Annotated in this window: 22 protein-coding genes; 2 read left to right on the forward strand and 20 right to left on the reverse strand. The window is 35.0% G+C overall.

What is annotated here, in order from left to right:
* Positions 1 to 137: 137 nt before the first annotated feature.
* Positions 138 to 596, forward strand: a complete 459-nt coding sequence (locus CLV73_RS05805) for a hypothetical protein (protein WP_157798731.1) — start codon at positions 138 to 140, stop codon at positions 594 to 596.
* A gap of 35 nt (positions 597 to 631) precedes the next feature.
* Entirely contained in the window at positions 632 to 1,087 is a 456-nt protein-coding gene (locus tag CLV73_RS05810; protein ID WP_157798732.1) for a lipocalin family protein, read from the forward strand.
* 82 nt (positions 1,088 to 1,169) lie between these two features.
* Here the strand turns inward: CLV73_RS05810 and gcvP are convergent, their stop codons facing one another.
* The 20 genes from gcvP to CLV73_RS05910 all read right to left on the reverse strand — a co-directional run bounded on the left by gcvP (position 1,170) and on the right by CLV73_RS05910 (position 18,135).
* The gene (gene gcvP, locus CLV73_RS05815) at positions 1,170 to 4,028 is read right to left on the reverse strand and encodes an aminomethyl-transferring glycine dehydrogenase (RefSeq protein ID WP_100375908.1); all 2,859 of its coding nucleotides are present in this window, start codon (positions 4,026 to 4,028) and stop codon (positions 1,170 to 1,172) included.
* Positions 4,029 to 4,581: 553 nt separating this feature from the next.
* Complete coding sequence (locus tag CLV73_RS05820; RefSeq protein ID WP_100375909.1) at positions 4,582 to 5,226, reverse strand: J domain-containing protein; 645 nt, start codon at positions 5,224 to 5,226, stop codon at positions 4,582 to 4,584.
* 393 nt (positions 5,227 to 5,619) lie between these two features.
* Positions 5,620 to 5,892 (reverse strand): hypothetical protein, encoded by a 273-nt coding sequence (locus CLV73_RS05825; RefSeq protein WP_100375910.1) that lies wholly within the window; start codon positions 5,890 to 5,892, stop codon positions 5,620 to 5,622.
* A gap of 85 nt (positions 5,893 to 5,977) precedes the next feature.
* Positions 5,978 to 6,319, reverse strand: a complete 342-nt coding sequence (locus tag CLV73_RS05830; RefSeq protein ID WP_100375911.1) for a hypothetical protein — start codon at positions 6,317 to 6,319, stop codon at positions 5,978 to 5,980.
* Positions 6,320 to 6,332: 13 nt separating this feature from the next.
* Positions 6,333 to 6,887, reverse strand: a complete 555-nt coding sequence (locus CLV73_RS05835) for an RNA polymerase sigma factor (protein WP_228424253.1) — start codon at positions 6,885 to 6,887, stop codon at positions 6,333 to 6,335.
* 374 nt (positions 6,888 to 7,261) lie between these two features.
* Positions 7,262 to 9,265, reverse strand: coding sequence for a S9 family peptidase (locus tag CLV73_RS05840; protein WP_100375913.1), 2,004 nt, complete (start codon positions 9,263 to 9,265; stop codon positions 7,262 to 7,264).
* A 174-nt stretch (positions 9,266 to 9,439) separates the two neighbouring features.
* Positions 9,440 to 9,898, reverse strand: a complete 459-nt coding sequence (locus tag CLV73_RS05845) for a DoxX family protein (RefSeq protein ID WP_100375914.1) — start codon at positions 9,896 to 9,898, stop codon at positions 9,440 to 9,442.
* A 6-nt stretch (positions 9,899 to 9,904) separates the two neighbouring features.
* Positions 9,905 to 10,345, reverse strand: a complete 441-nt coding sequence (locus tag CLV73_RS05850; RefSeq protein ID WP_100375915.1) for an SRPBCC family protein — start codon at positions 10,343 to 10,345, stop codon at positions 9,905 to 9,907.
* 24 nt (positions 10,346 to 10,369) lie between these two features.
* Positions 10,370 to 10,798 carry an SRPBCC family protein gene (locus tag CLV73_RS05855; protein ID WP_100375916.1) on the reverse strand — a complete coding sequence of 143 codons (429 nt, stop codon included), beginning with the start codon at positions 10,796 to 10,798 and terminating at the stop codon, positions 10,370 to 10,372.
* 95 nt (positions 10,799 to 10,893) lie between these two features.
* On the reverse strand, positions 10,894 to 11,760 hold the full coding sequence (locus CLV73_RS05860; protein WP_100375917.1) for a VOC family protein: 867 nt from the start codon (positions 11,758 to 11,760) through the stop codon (positions 10,894 to 10,896).
* Positions 11,761 to 11,783: 23 nt separating this feature from the next.
* A complete protein-coding gene (locus tag CLV73_RS05865) occupies positions 11,784 to 12,023 on the reverse strand; it encodes a helix-hairpin-helix domain-containing protein (protein WP_228424255.1) in 240 nt (79 codons plus the stop codon).
* Positions 12,024 to 12,060: 37 nt separating this feature from the next.
* Positions 12,061 to 12,474 (reverse strand): SRPBCC family protein, encoded by a 414-nt coding sequence (locus tag CLV73_RS05870; protein ID WP_100375919.1) that lies wholly within the window; start codon positions 12,472 to 12,474, stop codon positions 12,061 to 12,063.
* 81 nt (positions 12,475 to 12,555) lie between these two features.
* Positions 12,556 to 12,987, reverse strand: a complete 432-nt coding sequence (locus tag CLV73_RS05875; protein ID WP_100375920.1) for a VOC family protein — start codon at positions 12,985 to 12,987, stop codon at positions 12,556 to 12,558.
* 290 nt (positions 12,988 to 13,277) lie between these two features.
* Positions 13,278 to 14,051 (reverse strand): alpha/beta fold hydrolase, encoded by a 774-nt coding sequence (locus tag CLV73_RS05880; protein ID WP_100375921.1) that lies wholly within the window; start codon positions 14,049 to 14,051, stop codon positions 13,278 to 13,280.
* Positions 14,052 to 14,055: 4 nt separating this feature from the next.
* Positions 14,056 to 14,580 (reverse strand): DinB family protein, encoded by a 525-nt coding sequence (locus CLV73_RS05885; protein WP_100375922.1) that lies wholly within the window; start codon positions 14,578 to 14,580, stop codon positions 14,056 to 14,058.
* A 27-nt stretch (positions 14,581 to 14,607) separates the two neighbouring features.
* Positions 14,608 to 15,060: a hypothetical protein gene (locus tag CLV73_RS05890; protein WP_100375923.1), complete on the reverse strand. Its 453-nt coding sequence runs from the start codon at positions 15,058 to 15,060 to the stop codon at positions 14,608 to 14,610.
* Positions 15,061 to 15,103: 43 nt separating this feature from the next.
* Entirely contained in the window at positions 15,104 to 15,511 is a 408-nt protein-coding gene (locus CLV73_RS05895; protein ID WP_100375924.1) for a VOC family protein, read from the reverse strand.
* 33 nt (positions 15,512 to 15,544) lie between these two features.
* Positions 15,545 to 15,955 (reverse strand): VOC family protein, encoded by a 411-nt coding sequence (locus CLV73_RS05900; protein WP_100375925.1) that lies wholly within the window; start codon positions 15,953 to 15,955, stop codon positions 15,545 to 15,547.
* 79 nt (positions 15,956 to 16,034) lie between these two features.
* Positions 16,035 to 16,625 (reverse strand): Crp/Fnr family transcriptional regulator, encoded by a 591-nt coding sequence (locus CLV73_RS05905; protein WP_100375926.1) that lies wholly within the window; start codon positions 16,623 to 16,625, stop codon positions 16,035 to 16,037.
* Positions 16,626 to 16,923: 298 nt separating this feature from the next.
* Complete coding sequence (locus tag CLV73_RS05910) at positions 16,924 to 18,135, reverse strand: DUF763 domain-containing protein (protein WP_100375927.1); 1,212 nt, start codon at positions 18,133 to 18,135, stop codon at positions 16,924 to 16,926.
* Positions 18,136 to 18,177: the final 42 nt, after the last annotated feature.

Here is an 18,177-nt window from a genome sequence, read left to right on the forward strand (position 1 = left end):
TAGAGATGAATTTCCTAATATTTAAGATATAAACTTTAAAATTTACACTTAATCGATCTATTGTCTAAGTCAAAATTTATTTAATTTTAGAAAGTATAAATATTCTGCTGAATAAATAGAAGCCCCTAAACCATGCTATGAAAAAAATAACATCTATGAAAAATATTTACTTATTATTTTTTTTATCATTTTTCTTTATGAATTGTGCACAGGAAAAAGATTCAAATATTAATAATAAAAATAACGACAATGAAATATTTGAAATCTCAAAATTTGACGAATATGATATTTCAATGTTAAGATTAATTGTCACACCAGAAAAATATCACAATAAAACAGTTCAGATTATAGGATATTTAAATCTTGAGTTTGAAGGTAATGCAATATATTTTCATAAAGAAGATTATGAAAATGGTTCTTCAAGAAATGGAATGTGGGTTTCTTTTAATGATGAATTTGCGAAGAAGAAAGACTTACAAAAGTTCACTAAAAAATATGTTATAATTGTTGGAAAATTTGACATGAACACAAAAGGTCATATGGGAATGTTTGGGGGATCAATAAAAAATATTACTAGACTTGACGAGTGGAAATAAAATTCTATAATATACTTTAGTATTAATTAAATATTATGAAGAAAGCACATCTACCAGTATACATACTAATAAAATACAAAGTATTTATTTGTTTTACCGTGATTATTTTAAACAGCTGCCATTCAATACAACAACAAATTGTTGGAACATGGAGGTTATCTGCAATAATCAAAAGTAATGATCCGTATGCAACTCGCTCATCCTTAGTTCCACAAAAAATCAAAAGTAATACCATCATAAATTTTAAAAAAAATGGCACATTCACTTCTAATGGAGAATATTGTTTTGACGGGATTAAAAGAGAAGAACCTTCTTCCGGAAAATTTTATATAAAAAATTATAATCGAACAGACAAAATATTTACACTCGAATCCAGCAAATGTCCCGGAATTGGAAGCAACCTTCATTTTACTTTAAGGGATAAAAAAATAGAATTAAATCTTCCATCCGTTACTGGTTATCAAATTCAAATTTTTGAAAAACAACAGTAAAGAACGAATTATTACAGTAGTATTACAAACAAGAATCCCTCTCAGTGATGAGAGGGATTTTTGTATATTTAAAAAACTTTAATTACATATAAGCTTCAATCGGCTCACAAGTACAAACTAAGTTTCTGTCTCCGTAAGCTTCATCAACTCTTGAAACAGAGGCAAAGAATTTGTGATCTCTCACCCATTCTAATGGATAAGCTGCTTTTTCTCTGCTGTATGGTTTATCCCAAGAATCAGAGATTACCACCTGCTCTGTGTGAGGAGCATTTTTCAATACGTTATTTACAGCATCAGCTTCACCGTTAGCAATTTCTTCAATCTCTTGTTTAATAGCAATTAGAGCTTCTGCAAAACGGTCGATTTCTGCTTTGCTTTCAGATTCAGTCGGCTCAATCATTAATGTTCCTGCAACCGGGAAAGATACTGTTGGAGCGTGGAAGCCGTAATCCATCAATCTCTTCGCCACATCAGCCACTTCAATTCCTAAAGACTTGAACTGTCTGAAATCTACGATACATTCGTGAGCTACTTTTCCGTTTTCGTTTGAATATAAAATCGGGAAATGTTCTGCTAAAATTTCTTTCAGATAATTAGCATTTAAGATCGCATGCTCTGTTGCTTTTTTCAATCCTGAAGTTCCAAGCATTTTAATATAAGCATAAGAAATATTCAAGATTAATCCTGAACCGTAAGGTGCTGCAGAAATACCGTCGATAGCATCTTTAGACCCGATTCTGATATTGGCGTTGGAAGGTAAGAAAGGAACCAAATGTTTAGCCACGCAGATCGGACCAACTCCAGGACCTCCACCTCCGTGAGGAATTGCGAAAGTTTTATGTAAGTTTAAGTGACAAACATCTGCTCCGATATTTCCAGGACTTGTATATCCTACCTGAGCGTTCATATTGGCACCATCCATATATACCTGTCCGCCGTGCTGGTGGATCAACGCTGTGATTTCTTTAATGTTGGCATCGAAGAATCCATAAGTTGACGGATACGTGATCATTACACAAGAAAGATTTTCAGAATGCTGTTCTGCTTTAGCTTTTAAATCTTCAAAATCAATTTCTCCGTTTTCAAGGTTTTTAACCACAACAATCTTCATTCCTGCCATTGCTGCAGAAGCCGGGTTTGTTCCGTGTGCAGACTGAGGAATCAATACTACATTTCTGTGACCTTCACCTCTTGAGATGTGATATTCTCTGATTACCATCAATCCTGCATATTCTCCCTGAGCTCCTGAATTTGGCTGAAGAGAAGTACCTGCAAAACCAGTGATTTCAGCTAAGTCTTTCTCCAGTTCACGGATCATTTCCTGGTAACCCGCTGCCTGATTTACCGGTACAAAAGGGTGAATTGCTCCCCAGTTTTCCCAAGAAAGCGGTAACATTTGGGTTGCCGCGTTAAGTTTCATTGTACAAGAGCCTAAAGAAATCATTGAATGTGTCAACGATAGATCTTTTCTTTCCAGACGCTTGATGTAACGCATCAATTCTGTTTCCGTATGGTATTTGTTAAATACTTCTTCCGTAAGAATTTCGTCTTTTCTTAAATTCTCTTCAGGAATACTGTATCCTTCTTTAATTTCTAATTTGAAAGTCTGCTTATCTTTAAACTGAGCAAAAGAAGCCATTAGAATATTTAATTTATCTAATGTTGTACTTTCGTTGATTGCAATACTTACCACTCCTTCCGTAAAGTAGTTAAGATTCAATCTGTGATCAAGCATCATTCTCATCAATCTTCCTTTCTCATCTTCATTCATCTTTATTTTTACCGTATCAAATATCGGCTCTTCAACGATTTCATATCCTAAAGCTTTCAAACCTCCTTTCAAAGCATTTGCTTTAAAATGAATCTGATCAGCGATATAATTTAATCCTTTCGGACCGTGATAAACAGCATACATTCCGGCCATTACAGCTAGTAAAACCTGTGCTGTACAGATGTTTGAGGTTGCTTTTTCTCTCTTGATATGCTGCTCTCTGGTTTGCAAAGCCATTCTTAGTGCACGTCTTCCGTACATGTCCTGAGAAACCCCGATGATTCTTCCAGGAATATCTCTTTTATACTCTTCTCTGCAAGAGAAAAATGCTGCGTGAGGACCGCCGTATCCTAATGGAATACCAAATCTTTGCGTTGTTCCAACTGCACAGTCAGCACCCATTGAAGCCGGAGATTTTAATTTTACCAGAGCCATCGGATCACAAGCTACAACCACCTGAAGATCTAATTTCTTATAGTCAACAATGTTCTCTGTATAATCTAGAACAATACCGTTTTTACCAGGATATTGTAATAAAACTCCATAATAAGAGCTGTCAAATTCATGGGTTTTGTGGTCACCTTCTACGATTTCAATCTCTAAACCTTCAGCTTTTGTTTTTAAAACTGAAATGGTTTGAGGTAAAACAAGATCAGAAACAAAGAATTTATTTGCTCCTGCTTTTTTTTGATCTTTAGTTCTGTTATTGAAAAACATATGCATTGCTTCTGCAGCAGCCGTAGATTCATCCAATAATGAAGCATTTGCCAAAGCAAAACCTGTAAGATCACACACAACAGTCTGGAAATTAAGAAGAGCTTCCAGCCTTCCCTGAGCAATTTCTGCCTGATAAGGAGTATACGCTGTATACCAACTTGGATTCTCAAAAATATTTCTCTGAATTGCTGATGGCAGCAATGTATTGTGATACCCAAAACCGATATAGCTTGTATAATCAGTATTTTTTGATGCCAACTCTTTAGAATGGTTAAGCATTTCGTATTCTGAAAGCGGTTCTGAGATTTCAAGATCTTTTTCTAAACGGATAGAAGAAGGAATGGTTTGAGAAATTAACTCTTCGATACTTGAAACGCCAACTTTTTCCAACATCGCCTGTTTATCGGCTTCATTTAAGGAAATGTGACGGCTCACAAACTGTTCTGTATTCATTTTTATTTATTAGATTTTGTTTGTAAAAAAGATGGGTAAAATTACGAATTTTTGGAAAATTGCACAAGTAAGTTGAAAACCTAACCGAATTGCAAAATAAATCTATCTTATTCAATATTAACAACATTTCATTATATTTTACATCATAAAAACAGTTAAAGTACCTGTTAATATTAAATTAACATTATTTTTAGAAACTTCAGATTCTTGTTAAAAGAAAAGATTTTAGTTGAAAATTTCATTTTTTATTGGTCACAAATGATTTTAGGCCAACATCTTTTAATCTTATACTTAAAAGCATTCCCTAAAAGCATTTAAACAACTAACAATCAATACAATAATATTTTAACAAATTTTATTATCTATATTTATTCTAAATTAATATATTTGCAGCATGAATATGATTGTCCCATTCAAAGTTGCACCTTTGGCTCCAGCTTTTTCTATCAATACTGAAGAAATGTATTGTGGCGATAAGAAATCTTGCTGCAAAAAATTTAAAAAAGGAAAAAGGTGTAAAAAGTGCCCGGGAAGAAAGAAAATGGCTTAAGGGCTACATGCTTTTTATTAAAAAATAAATCGCCAAAATCAGCAGTAAAATCCCTGCGATTATTCTTATAATTTTTGGCTGACCATGCGGGTTTGCAATTGTCCGCGGTTGCGACCTGAATAATTCTTCTGCTTTCTCTTTGAATTTTTCCGTATCGTTTTCAAAAACTTCAGTAATGGTAATGCCCTGAACTGCCGTCTTATGCAACAACGAATTGGTTGCATGAAGCAAGATCTGAAACTTTCCGTCTTTGAATTCCGTAATTTTAAAAACCCTTTCTCCATACGGCTTTTCCAAGCCAAAAGGTAAAACCTTTACCACATCAGCATTTTGAGTCTGCCAATTGATAATAATCTCCTCTCCTTTTTTTGCATGAATTTTATTTGCCGTAAAAGTTTTGATAGAAGGCGGAACATTGTATCTGAAGCTTTTCTGATGACTTTCCAAATTCTGGTCATAGGAATGTCTTCTGCTTTTGTCGCTTAATGTTTCATAAGCTTCCTGAATTTCACGAAAACGGTCTGCAAAGAAATCGTCGTTCTCATTTTTATCAGGATGATATTTTAAAGATAATTTTCTATAAGCCTTTTTGATGTCCTCTTCTGAAGCATCATGGGAAATACCGAGAAAATAGTAGTAATCTTTCATTGAACTCCACAAAAATAAGGATTTTGTTATTGCGAGCAAAGCAAAGCCATCTCTTTTACCTTAATTTTAATTATTGAAATTTTTGCTTTTAACGCGAAGTCGGCAAAGATTTTTTTTGAAATGTTTGAGAATATTTTTCGTTCGCAAAGGCGTTTCACTCAGCGAAGGATAGAGATAATTATGTATTTCATTTGTCATGCTGGAAGCATCTCAAGATTGCTTATTAAAAAAATATAAAAAGTGAGAAATTGACTGTTAAGAATGCAAGATAATAGACGATATTTTGAGATTGCTTCTTCGCTTCGCTCATCGCAATGACATATAAAAAAGTTCTGGCGCGGAAAGCTTCGCTTCCCGCGCCAGAACTAACAATTTCAATTTAGTTACTTTCTATTATGCTTCCACAATATTTTCTTTTTTCTCGAAACCTCTGTGATGGCATCTTGAAGCAAATTCTTTCTTGAATTTTCCTTTCAACTCTTGATATTCTTCTTCATTCATTTCTCTTATTTTATCTGCCAATCCGAAAGGAGATTTTTCTTTGATTCCGTATTCTTCAAAAATACCTTTTACAAATCTTTTTCTTTGTATCGCTTTTTTAGCAATCATGGCAACTCCGGCAACCGCTAATGCTCCCAAAGCTCCTTTTAATACTGAATTTTTCATTTTTTCAAAATTTTAAATTTTACTACTTTGTTTTTTATATAGACGAATGAATTATTAATTTTACTTTACTACTTCTAAAATTTAATTATTCGTTTGTTCTGTTGTGTCTGTTAAAGAAACCGCCTTCACATTTGTTTCTCCATACTTCTTTGAATTTTTCTCTTTCTTCGGGAGATAAGTGCATCATTTTTTCTCTCATTTTTCTTTCCTTAAAATCTTTCACTCCTTTTCCGAAATGGAAACCTCCAAAAAGTATTTTACTTAAAATCAATATTCCCATTGCCTGCCAATATGTTATTGATTTTGCTCCCAAAATCTCCGGAAGGAGACCGTTCCACAGAGCCATGACAATCCATGTAACTCCTAAAAAAATCAACGGGGGACACAGAATTAAAAAAATCCACCCTTTTTTATGTTTATGATTCATATCTTTCTTTTTACTAACTATTTAAATCTTCGTATAATTTTCTCAATCTGTTTCTCAAATGCTTTACGGCATAGTTTTTCCGACTGATAATTGTTTTTATGTTTTCGCCCTGTTCATCAGCAATTTCCTGGAGTGTTTTATCGTTGAGCTCGTTTTCTACGTAAACCAGTCTTTGCTTTTCAGGCAATTCTTCCAACGCTTCAAAAAGCTTTTTCCAGATTTCATCCTGAAACATTTTCACTTCAGGTCCGGCGCTTTCATCCATCAATAAAATATCTTTGATGGAAAAGTCTCCGTCTTCATCTTCATAGACGAAATCTTCTAAATTTTCGGTTTTCTTTTTTCGGTATTTGTCCGTGATTTTATTGGCAGTCACTCTGTACAGCCAACCACCCACGTTCACAATCTCAGACAAATTGGTAAGACTACTGAACTGATACCACACTTCCTGCAGAATATCTTCCGCATCTTCCGTATTTTTCACTTTCGGACGAATGTACGACATCAGCTTTCCTCCGTACTTTGAAACGGTTTGTGAGATGATATTTTCCTTCTCCTTCTGTGGCATTGTTATTTTTTCGACAACCTCCATATTGCTATGACGATTGAAATTTTTATTTTACTTTAATAAATTTAGAATATTTTTTGGAATTTTTGATTTTTCTTTTATTCATAAGACTTTGTAAGCTTCTAATTTAACCACAAAAGTCACAAAAGATTTAGGTAAAATCTTTAACGTTTATCTTTAGACTAAAAAAAGGACGCAAGCTTTTAAAAACCTCTGATTTTATTCTTTTAAGAACTTTTATTATCTCATCAATATTTTATAATAGCTTTTGTATCTTTTGTGGTTAAATTTAAAATTGATTTAAACTGTTTGAAAAACAAAAAACGGAAAGTAATAATTTACCTTCCGTTCATTAATTATAAAAATATTTGTGTTTATTTATTGAAATTCTCGGCAAAGAAACCCAGCATGGATTTATACAGCTCCAGCCTGTTTGGTTCTTTTCCAAATCCGTGTCCTTCATCATATTTTACCATATAGGGTACTTCAAAACCTTTACTTCTTAAAGCTTTTACAATTTGATCGGATTCATTGATATTGACTCTCGGGTCATTGGCTCCCTGAACAACAAATAACGGTTTCTTAATTTTATCAATTTGGAAAACAGGGGAAACTTCTTTGGCGATTTTTGCCTCTTCAGGATTATCAAGATCATACCAGATCTGTTTTACCATTTCTTTATAAGGTTTCCAATACTCAGGGAATGAATCGAAGAAAGTAAAGATGTTGGAAACTCCTACATAGTCAACCCCACAAGCATATAAATCAGGAGTTTTAATCAGTCCCATTAAAGTTGCATAACCACCATGACTTCCACCATAAATAGCCACTTTATCTTTATCTACCCAACCCTGCTGAATAACATATTTTACGCCGTCTTCCACATCATCCATTGCTTTTCTTCCGATCTGTTTGTATCCTGAAGTCTGGAATTCTTTTCCATATCCACCCGAGATTCTGAAATTCACCTGTAAAGTGGCATATCCTCTGCTTGCAAACAATTGAGTTTCCGGATTAAATCCCCAATTATCCCTGATTCCTTGCGGTCCCCCGTGAGGATTTACAATTAACGGAACCTTTTGGCCTTGTAAAGCTGCTTTGGGTAATGTGATATATCCGTGAATCGTCAAACCATCGCGGCTTTTAAATTCAATCGGCCTCATTTCCGCCATATCTTCTTCTTTCAGCTGGGGCATAAGATCGAAAAGAAGCTTCAGATTTTTTGATTTGGTATCATACTCGTAGTATTTTCCGTAAAGCTTATCGCTGCTTACGACTACCAGGAGTTTATTTTCGTTATCATCTGAAGAAACAACGTAGTATTGTTTATCTCCAAATTCAGATTTCAGCTTTTGATACACTTCCTTGTAAAAGTTACTTACAGGAATCACCTCATCTTTAATACCGTTATAACTAATGTAGTCCAGTTCATAATTCCTGTTTTTTTCAGCTGTACTTATTGAACTTACATCGAATGTCGGATTTGAATATACTTCTTTAATAATTGCATTTTTCTTCAGATCATATAAAACAATTCTTGCTTTATCACTGTCCAAATTGGTCACCACATAAGCCTCATCCTTGTTTTTGGAATTATAGTTAAAACTAATCACACTGAAAGTATCCTTCCAGTCGGTTGATTTTAAAAGATTAAATTTCTCCGTTTGTAAATCTTTATAGTACGTTTTTGTCGTTAAACCATTTTCAAGAACGATGTAGCCTCTCAAATTGCCGTCTTTATCAAAAAGGTAGTCATCTATAGGACTTTTAGTATCCTTATTTTCATACAGCTGGGTTATCTCCCCCGTCTTGAAATTGATTTTATAGGGTTCAAAGATCTGTTTGTTGTTTTTATTCATCGTTACAACAACAAAATCAGTATCCTTAATTAATCTGACAGTACCTAAAGTAATTCCTTCGAAGGGTGTTAAATCTTTAAGATTTTTACCATCTATATCTGCCGCATACAAATGAATATTTTCATTTCCTCCTTTATCCTGAGTATAGAAGAGACGGCTTTTATTGAGCCAGCCATAGCTCCTGATAAGATCCTCTTTTTCAACAAGCGCTTTTGTAATTTTTCCTGTTTTTAAATCTTTTACATAGACATGATTTTTCATGTCTTTATCCTTTTCTTTGTAAGAAAGATATTGCCCGTCAGGAGAAATTTTAAATTGTGAAGCTTTAGGTCTTGCAAAGTAATCTTCAACCTTGTATTTAAAGTTTCCTTTATCATAAGAAATAAGCTTTTCTAAAGTGGCCTTGGAAGATACTAATGTAGGATCACCGGGTAATTTTGCGGTCGAGCTTTGTGCATTGATCATAATCGTAGATATTACAATGTGAGCAGTGGTTAGAATTTTGTGATTAAGGTTCATAACTTATATTTTGATTAGGTTTATGATATTCATTGGGTGCACAAATAAATATCTAAACAATAAGACAGTTAAACTGATCAAAAAGTTACATATTTTTCAAATATTTGTGAAAATAATATTTATATAAAACCCCGGAAGCTAACTTCCGGGGTAAATATTGTAATTGTTTTTAAACTAAGCCAAATAGATTCCAAAATACCAGGTCCAGCTTATTAAAATAAGCTGCATTAGGATTCTTTCTCGATATAGATAATTCATTCCCGGCCTTGTGTAATCGGCTTTAAAGATATTGATCTTTTTCTTTGAAGCATTGATATTAGCTACGAAAACCAATACATAGAAAACAATCAGTAAAACTGCCGTAATTTCACGTATCGAGGGAATCATCAGTCCAACTCCGGCTGCAATTTCAATAATTCCGGTAAAGTATACCCAAAACATTTTAGCAGGAATAAATTCAGGAATCATCATCGCCATTCCTTTCTGAAATTTAAAATGGGAAAGCCCTGTAAAGATGATAAAAACCGCCATTCCTAGATTTCCGGAAAATAAAAAGTTCCAGCTTCCCTGAAAAATCTTGGTTCCCAGCAAAACCAGAAGAAATGTGGCAAAAAGAATTGTTAATAGCTTCATACTTCTTTATTTTTCAGCAAGGTCTTTCACCACTTCCAGTCCTTTTATAAATCCTGTATTCAGATGATCCCGCCATTCTTTTTCTACCTGAACCTCAACATGAAGTTTGGTTTTATCCCCAAAATCGATTAAAATATATTTCTCGAAACAACCGCTCCACTCCATTACTTCCTTGCTGTGAAGATCTTCGTTTCCTTCTTTATCAACCATTCCCAAATGCTTAAAGATAATCTGGTCAGGTTTTTCAAGGCTGTCGATTGTAGAAACCATCCCTTCTCCTTCTGAATTCAGGAAATAGGTTTTTCCTCCTACTTTCCAATCGGTTTTCATGATACTGCCCGGACTGAAAAACCGGGTCCACTCGCTGTATGTTTCTGTGCCCCAAAGAATATCCCAAACTTTCTCTTTCGAGGCATCGATTATTTTTTCGTAAGATAAAGTTTCCATATTTTAAATTTAAATGATTAAACTTTAAAGTTGATTTTCAGAAAGATTCTTCACAATCCCTAAAGCTTTCGGAAATTTGTCCTCAAAGAAGCCTTTAAATTCTGCCGGTGTCTGAATTTCACTTTTCAGTTTGGTACCTTCATCATTTTCTTCCAGAATGTAGGCTTCCGTCGCTTCTCCCCAATCCTGAGGAGCTTCTACTCCACTATAAATTTCTCCAAGATGCAGGAATTTAATTTCTTTTGCGGGAATGTTTTTTTCTACACGGCTAAACATTCCGTTGTTATTGGGATCTAAGAATTTGATAATGTTTCCCTCTTCTAAAGTCCCCTGGTAAAAGGAACCTTCTGCAAAAGCTGTCGTCCACTGTCTATACGAAATATCGTCCCAAAGTACACTCCATACTTTTTCAGGAGATGCATTTATTTGTATTTCAAAAACCAGTTTTTCCATTGTTCAAATATTTTTAGATTAATTTACCTCCTTTTTCGTAACAAATCCGTTTTATACTACATCAAACAACAAGCCGAAAACTGAAAGTCATTTCTCTAAGAATTATAGGCATTTTCTAAATCTGCAATCATGATTTTCTGCATTTTCATCATCGCCTGCACTACTTTCTGAGCTTTTTCCTGATCCGGATCGCTCATTAACCGGATTAGCCTTTTAGGAACAATCTGCCAGCTGAAACCAAATCGGTCTTTCAGCCATCCACACATACTTTCTCTTCCTCCGTTAGCAATCAGAGAATTCCAGTATTGATCTGTCTGCTCCTGATTATCGGTCATTACAACCATCGAAATACCTTCATTGAAATCGAATTGGTGATCATATGAATTATCCATGCAGAAGAAGCTGTAGCCGTCAATTTCAAAGTGAGCATGCTGAATATTTTCAGCAGGTTCCGGAGTCGGATGTCCTTCATTTCCTTCTCCGTATCTCAAGATATTTCCGATCTTAGAATTAGGGAAAATACCTGTATATAATTCCATAGCTTCCATGGCCTTTCCATTATTTTCATGGATGAACATTAAGGTAGGAACCACTTTTTGCTCGCTGGCTTTCTCTCCTAAGAAAATCTGCCATGTCACTCCATATTTATCCCGTACCCACCCATACTTTTTACTCCACGAATAAGAGTCTAAAGGCATCAAAGCCATTCCGTCTTCCAGAAGCTGATCCCAGTATTTTTGAACTTCAGCTTCGGTATCACAAATGACCATAAAAGAAACGGAAGCATTTTTTGTAAAATGAGGCCCGCCGTTCAGAAGCATTAATTTTTGTCCGAAAATCTCTATATTCATAACAACAGGAGTATCTGCAGTAATTTTCCCGTCAAAAACTTTACAATAAAAGTCTGCGGATTCTTTTGCATCTCCGTCGTACCAAAGACACGGAAAAATATCGTTATTCATAATTTTAAATTTTAAGTTGGTTTTTAATTCTCATTAAAAGAAAGATTATTTTCTTTCATATAATTCTTAAGCTTTTCCATTGAATTTTTCCCAAAACCATGCAGCTGCATGATCTCTGTCTCGGAATAGCCGGAAAGTTTTTCCAGAGAATCTATTTTTTCTTTTCCTAAAGCTCTTCTTGCAGGCGCAGGAATAATTCCTTTTAAAAAATCACTTTCCACAACATGATTAACAGCGCAAATGGAGCTTAAACATTTTGCCATTATTACTAAATTTATCATGATTCTGAAAAGTTTTTTGTTAATGATTTTCTACATACTTGTGGAACTTATCCAGAATTGCATACCAACCATCTCTCTGCATTTCCACTGAATTCTGCTTTTCAGGATCAAAACTAATGTTAACTTTCGTTGTGTTTTCATCAATTTTATTGAAAGCTATATCAACATTTCTCCCATCTTCCATGTGGTATTTTATTTTCTGATCAGGTATAACTTCATCATAAACTCCTTCAAAATCAAATCCGAAGCTTCCGTCTTTCGCTTCCATTCTGTTTTTGAATTTTCCACCCACTCTCAGATCATTTTCAGAGCTTGGACATTGCCAGGATTCGTGCGCAAAATTCCATTTGGTGATATGTTTAGGATCGTTATAGTAATTCCAAACCTTCTGTACAGGGGCAAGAATAGTAATATCAATTTTAATAGGTTCCATATAAATTTATTTTTTTGTGGTCAGGAAAAGGGCAACCCAAAACAGTTACCCTCTTATATATAATTTAGTTTAAAGATAAGGTTATTTTGCGTATCCTTCGCTATAATTCACCATCCAATGAACACCATATTTATCCTGAAAGCTACCGAAATAGTCTCCCCAAAACTGGTCTTCAATAGGCATTTCAATATTTCCGCCTTCTGAAAGTCCTTTGAAAAGTCTGTCCGCTTCTTCTCTGGATTCCGGGAAAATGGAAACGTAATTATTGTTTCCTACATTCAGCTTCTGTCCGAAACTCGGGACAATATCTGATGCCATTAACAGATCTCCTCCAATCGGAAGGGCAATGTGCATTACTCTATTTTTTTCTTCGTCTGACAGGTTTTCAGTTCCCGGAGCATTTCCCATTTTGTGAACCTCTCCTAGAAATTCGCCCCCGAAAACAGATTTGTAAAAATTGAAAGCTTCTTCCGCTTTCCCGTCAAAATTTAGATAAGGATTTAATTTAGCCATGATTTCTATTTTTTTTAGTTTTTTAGTCGTTGTGAGTAAAGTATTGGCTTATTCTTAACGCAAAAGAGCGCAAAGGTTTTCTTTAAATTTTTGATTTTTTTTGTTCGCTAAGGCGTTTCACTCAGCGAAGTGTTGATTCTTATACAATTCATTTGTCATTCTGACACAGCCTGAAAGGATGCGAACGTAGTTCAAAGAGTCTTAAGTATTCAAGAAGAGATTCTTCACTACACTCCGTTTCGTTCAGAATGACAGGACGACAATTATCTCTTATTAAATAATTATGATTTTTAATTTAAAAATTTTTCAACTTCACTTACTGTAAAATCAATCAATTTTCCATCAACATTTCCGCTAAAGTCAGCCATCATATAGGAACCGTGAGTAGCGGGGAGAATCATCAACTGAGAGCCTTCCACCAAACGCCACATTTCGACCACATGTTCAGGTTTTATCACGTCTTTATCTCCCGATATAAACAAAGTCGGAGATGTTATTCCTTTCAGAATATTTTCGTTCCAGTCTTGAAAAGATTTCATTCTTCCGCTGTCCTTATTAAACATATTTTCAAGTGCTGAAAAGTCAGGATTCAAGTTCAGGAAATTAATTTTTAAAGGTTCCGGCATCGAACCTAATGTTACCTCCTCCATACTCTCGAAAAAACCATCCATCATGCCACTTCTTTTGAAAAGTGCAGATGCTACGATAAGTTTTTCAACTATTTCCGGATAAAGATGAGCAATTTGCATTACTGTGCTTCCGCCATTACTGAACCCCCAAAATGAAGCTTTTTCGATGTTGATCTCTTTCAGAAGAGCTGCAACGTCATGTGCATCCTGTTCAAAAGTTTCAGGAATATCACGATGCTCACTCATTCCGTGATTTTGAAGATCAATTCCGATTAATTGAAACTGGTTTTCCAGCCTTAAAATAATTTCCTTATAATCGAACAAGATTGAAGAACCTCCGCCATGAATCAATACTAAGGGTTTTCCGGAACCATATATTTCGTAATACATTCTGATTCCGTTCACTTTTTTATATCCTTTATCTACAGGCTTCATTGATTTAATATTTCAAGTCTTTGTCAAAATCATATTTCATTCCTTCATATCCAAGAATTCTTCGCATTAATCCGATTTGTCCGCATAAATAGTCTTCGCGGCCAATGCACATTCCTACGAAATTCAACACCGTTTCCGGGAAAAAATCGATATTCATTCCCATAGGAAAAGCCTTATCTAATTCTTCATCTGTTGCTTCCAACAGTTTTTGATACACTAAAGGTGAAATTTTATGAAATTCTTCTTTCAATTCCCGTAAAGTCGGGTAATTAAAGCTTTCATCCAGTGCTTTCCCCTGAAAGAAAAAATCTTTATATTCAAATTCTTCGGTAAGGCCGAGAACAAATCCAAGTCCATAACGCATATCCAGAAAATTCCCAACCATCCAGATAATATGATTGGTTCTTCCTTCAATTCTTTTTAAAGCGTCTTCTTCAGAAATCCCGTCAAGAACCAGCAAGAAAGTCTGGCTGTGCCCCCGATAGGCAGGAATTATAATATCTAATTTTTTAGATTTCGGAGTATCCATTTTGTTTGATTTTTATTAGTTGCTGTATTATTTGATTGCCCCTGGCTTTCCCAGAATTCTTCTTAAATATCCTAATTGCCCACCGTGATAAATCTCGTGAAAGCAAAGAGTAGAAATATCTTTAATGTGTTCAGAATTAAAGCTATCTATAATATTAAGCTTGGATTCCAATCTGCCCTGGGATACTTTTAAATAAGATTTAAGTTCATCGAAAGAAACAAACTCATCTTTTCTTTCTAAAGGAATTTCACCCCTGTTGTAGCAGGAAAATTTTTCACTGTTCCAAACTGGTTCTTCCCCTAAAATATTCAGCAATGGATTTCTGATGTAGATTAAATGTCCTAAAACCCAGTTCAGACAATTGGCTTCACCATTGGGAAAGATCATAGCTTCCTCATTGGTAATCCCTTCAATATTCATCGAAATTACTTTATAGTTGCTCGATATTTGGATCTTAATAATTTCAATATCATTTTTCATAGTATTAGATTTGGTATTTTTGAGTTTACTCAGGTTTTTAAATTTATTCTGCCGGCATTTGAGATGGATCAGCATATATGACGTTCCAGCCATGCCCGTTGATATCCCAGAAAGAATTCTGATACATCCAGCCATGATCCTGCGGTTCTTCGTGCTGGTAAGCTCCGTTGGCTACTGCAGCATTCACCACCTGATCCACTTCTTCGTGACTGTCTAAACCGATAGCTACCAATACCTGTGTTGTATCTCCTTTCGGAACCGGTCTTTCTGAAAAAGTTTCGAAAAACTCTTCCGTTAAAAACATCACCTGGATATTGTCATTCAACATCACACAAACTGCTTTTTCATCAGTAATCTGTTCGTTGATTGAGAATCCGATATTTGTCCAGAATTCTTTTGTCTTCTCAATATCTTTTACCGGAAGGTTCACATAAATCTGATTGACTTTCATTTTGTAATTTTTTAGGGTTACTTGAATTGAAATTTATTCTGTCGGAAGCTTAGACATATCCGCAAACATAACCTCCCACTGATGACCATTCAAATCAGAGAAAGCATTCTGGTACATCCAACCGTGATCTTGTGGTTCGCTGTATTTTGAACCTCCGTTTTCAATAGCTGTTTTCACCATTCCATCTACTTCTTCACGGCTGTTTACGCCAATGGCAAGGAGTGTCTGAGTGGTATCTCCTTTGGCAACAGGTCTATTGGTAAAGGTCTGAAAAAACTCTTCTTTTAAAAACATTGCATAAATATGATCTTCTTTCATAATTACACAAATTGCCTTTTCATCTGAGAATTGTTCATTGATTGAAAACCCAAGTTGAGTCCAGAATTCTCTCGTCTTCTGAACATCTTTTATCGGAAGGTTTACATAAATTTGATTGATTTTCATTTTGTAATTTTTTTAAGTGTTAAACTTTAAATCAAAATTACCAAGTCGCAATGAGAATCAACTTGCCATAAGGCAAGATTTAAATTTTCTTAGGATGGGAAACCAATTCCTTACGGATACGGCTTAAAGAAGTGTCTGTAACGCCTAAATAGGAAGCAATTTGCTTCAATGGAGCGAATTGTATAACGTGAGGTTTTTGTTCTAATAAATTAAGGTACCGTTTTGTAGCGGAAAGAGTAAACATCTCTACCGAACGCTGCTTGTATACAAAAAGCTGTTGAGACATCCATGCTCTTCCCCACTCTCTGAGGTTCGGGATTTTGTGAAATAATTCCTGAAAAGTTTCGAAATCAAATTTCCAGCATTCACAATCCATAATACATACAATATTTTCCTGTGTCGGAATTCTTTGAAACAATGAAGAAACTTCAATAATTATTTCATTTTCCACAAAAAAGTGGGTTGTCACTTCATTTCCGTTAAAATCATTGACAAATGAACGAGCAAGACCTTTCTCTAAAATATAATATTCATTGGCTGTTTTTCCTTCTTCCAGGATGAAATCTCCTTTCTGAAAAAATATTTTTTCATGAGACTGAAATATCTCTTCAAGCTCTTCTTGTAGAAAAAACGGGAAATCATAGCAGATTTCCAAGGCTTTATTGCTCATCAAATCGAATGTTTTATAAGGTTTTAAATTTAGAATTTTTATCTGAGATGATGAAGAGAATATTAAACAAAACAGTAAATACGACAACAAAAACAAATGTAACCCATTACATTTTAATACTATAATCTATTTATAATGGTTATAAATTAATTAAACAAATTGAATTACCTTGTCATTCTGACGAAGGAAGAATCCCAATAACAATTTAAGGTGTTTTCTTTAAATTTTAAATAAGTAAAGATTCTTCCTTCGTCAGAATGACAATAGAACGTTTAGAGTTTACTAAAAACTTTAAAAATCAAAACAAAGAAAGCTGTATCGGTTTTGGAGGAGAAGGTTTCTGCGCGTCTCCAAAAACAGTTTTCCCGCCGAAACGCCATGAATTCTGTCTTTCCTCCTCAATAACCTGTTGAATATCAAAATCCGGGGTAAAATCTTTTTCTGTCGATTCAATAATCTGATGAAGCTTATTCAGTGTTTTTAATTTATCGGAATTTCCGAGCTTCGATTTTTCAATTCCTGACTTAATAATCTGAAGACTTTCGTCATAGACTTTTGTCGGAACAGGAAAAGGATGGCCATCTTTACCACCATGTGCAAAGGAAAATCTCGCCGGATCCTTGAACCTTGAAGGCGCTCCGTGAATCACTTCACTTACCAAAGCCAAAGACTGCATCGTCCGCGGACCAACTCCTTCCAACATCAATAAGTCTTCAAAATTTTGCGGCTGCTGTTCTCTTGTCACATACAAAAGGGCTCCAAGGCGTTTCAAATCAACATCAGAAGCCTGAACATCATGATGATTAGGAAGAATTAGCCTTGAAAAATCCTGCATAACTTCGGCAGAATCGGTATGGGAAATTTCTAGAATTCCTTTCCTGTTTTCTGAAGCTTCAGAAGCGGTTAAATTCAAGATCTGACCTCTTGAAATTCCATTGATTCCCGTATGAGGTTCTTCAATAAAAGATTTTATGTTTTCTGAATGCCAATGGTAACGTCTTGCGGTTCCGTCAGATTCGTGCATTCCCTGCTGAACAACACTCCAGCTTCCGGTATCGGATAAAATAAAATTATGCAGATACAGTTGATAGCCATCCTGAATAGCCGTATTATCAACTTTTGCAGAAAGTTTACTTGCTCTTACCAGGTCATTCCCGTTTAAGCCTGTCTTATCTGCAATTTGAATCAATTCCGAAGGAGTATCTTTTGAGAATTTGCCTTTTCCTCCACAAATATAAAGTCCAAGAGACTGAGAATTCGGGTTAACCGATCTTTTCAAAGCTCCCATTACAGAGGTTGTAATTCCGGAAGAATGCCAATCCATCCCCATTACAGCACCAAAACTCTGAAACCAGAACGGATCTGAAAGGCGACGGATAACCTCATCTTTGCCATAATCCATCAGGATAACCTCAACGATCGAAAGCCCGAGAATAGACATACGTTCATACAGCCAAGGCGGTACCTTGCCGTAATGTAGAGGTAAATCTGCTGTTCCGGAACGTTTCATGTTGTAAAGGTAGGCGTATTGTTTTTAATTTTTATTGATTTG

It is taken from the genome of Chryseobacterium geocarposphaerae (assembly GCF_002797535.1).
Taxonomy (GTDB): Bacteria; Bacteroidota; Bacteroidia; order Flavobacteriales; family Weeksellaceae; genus Chryseobacterium; species Chryseobacterium geocarposphaerae.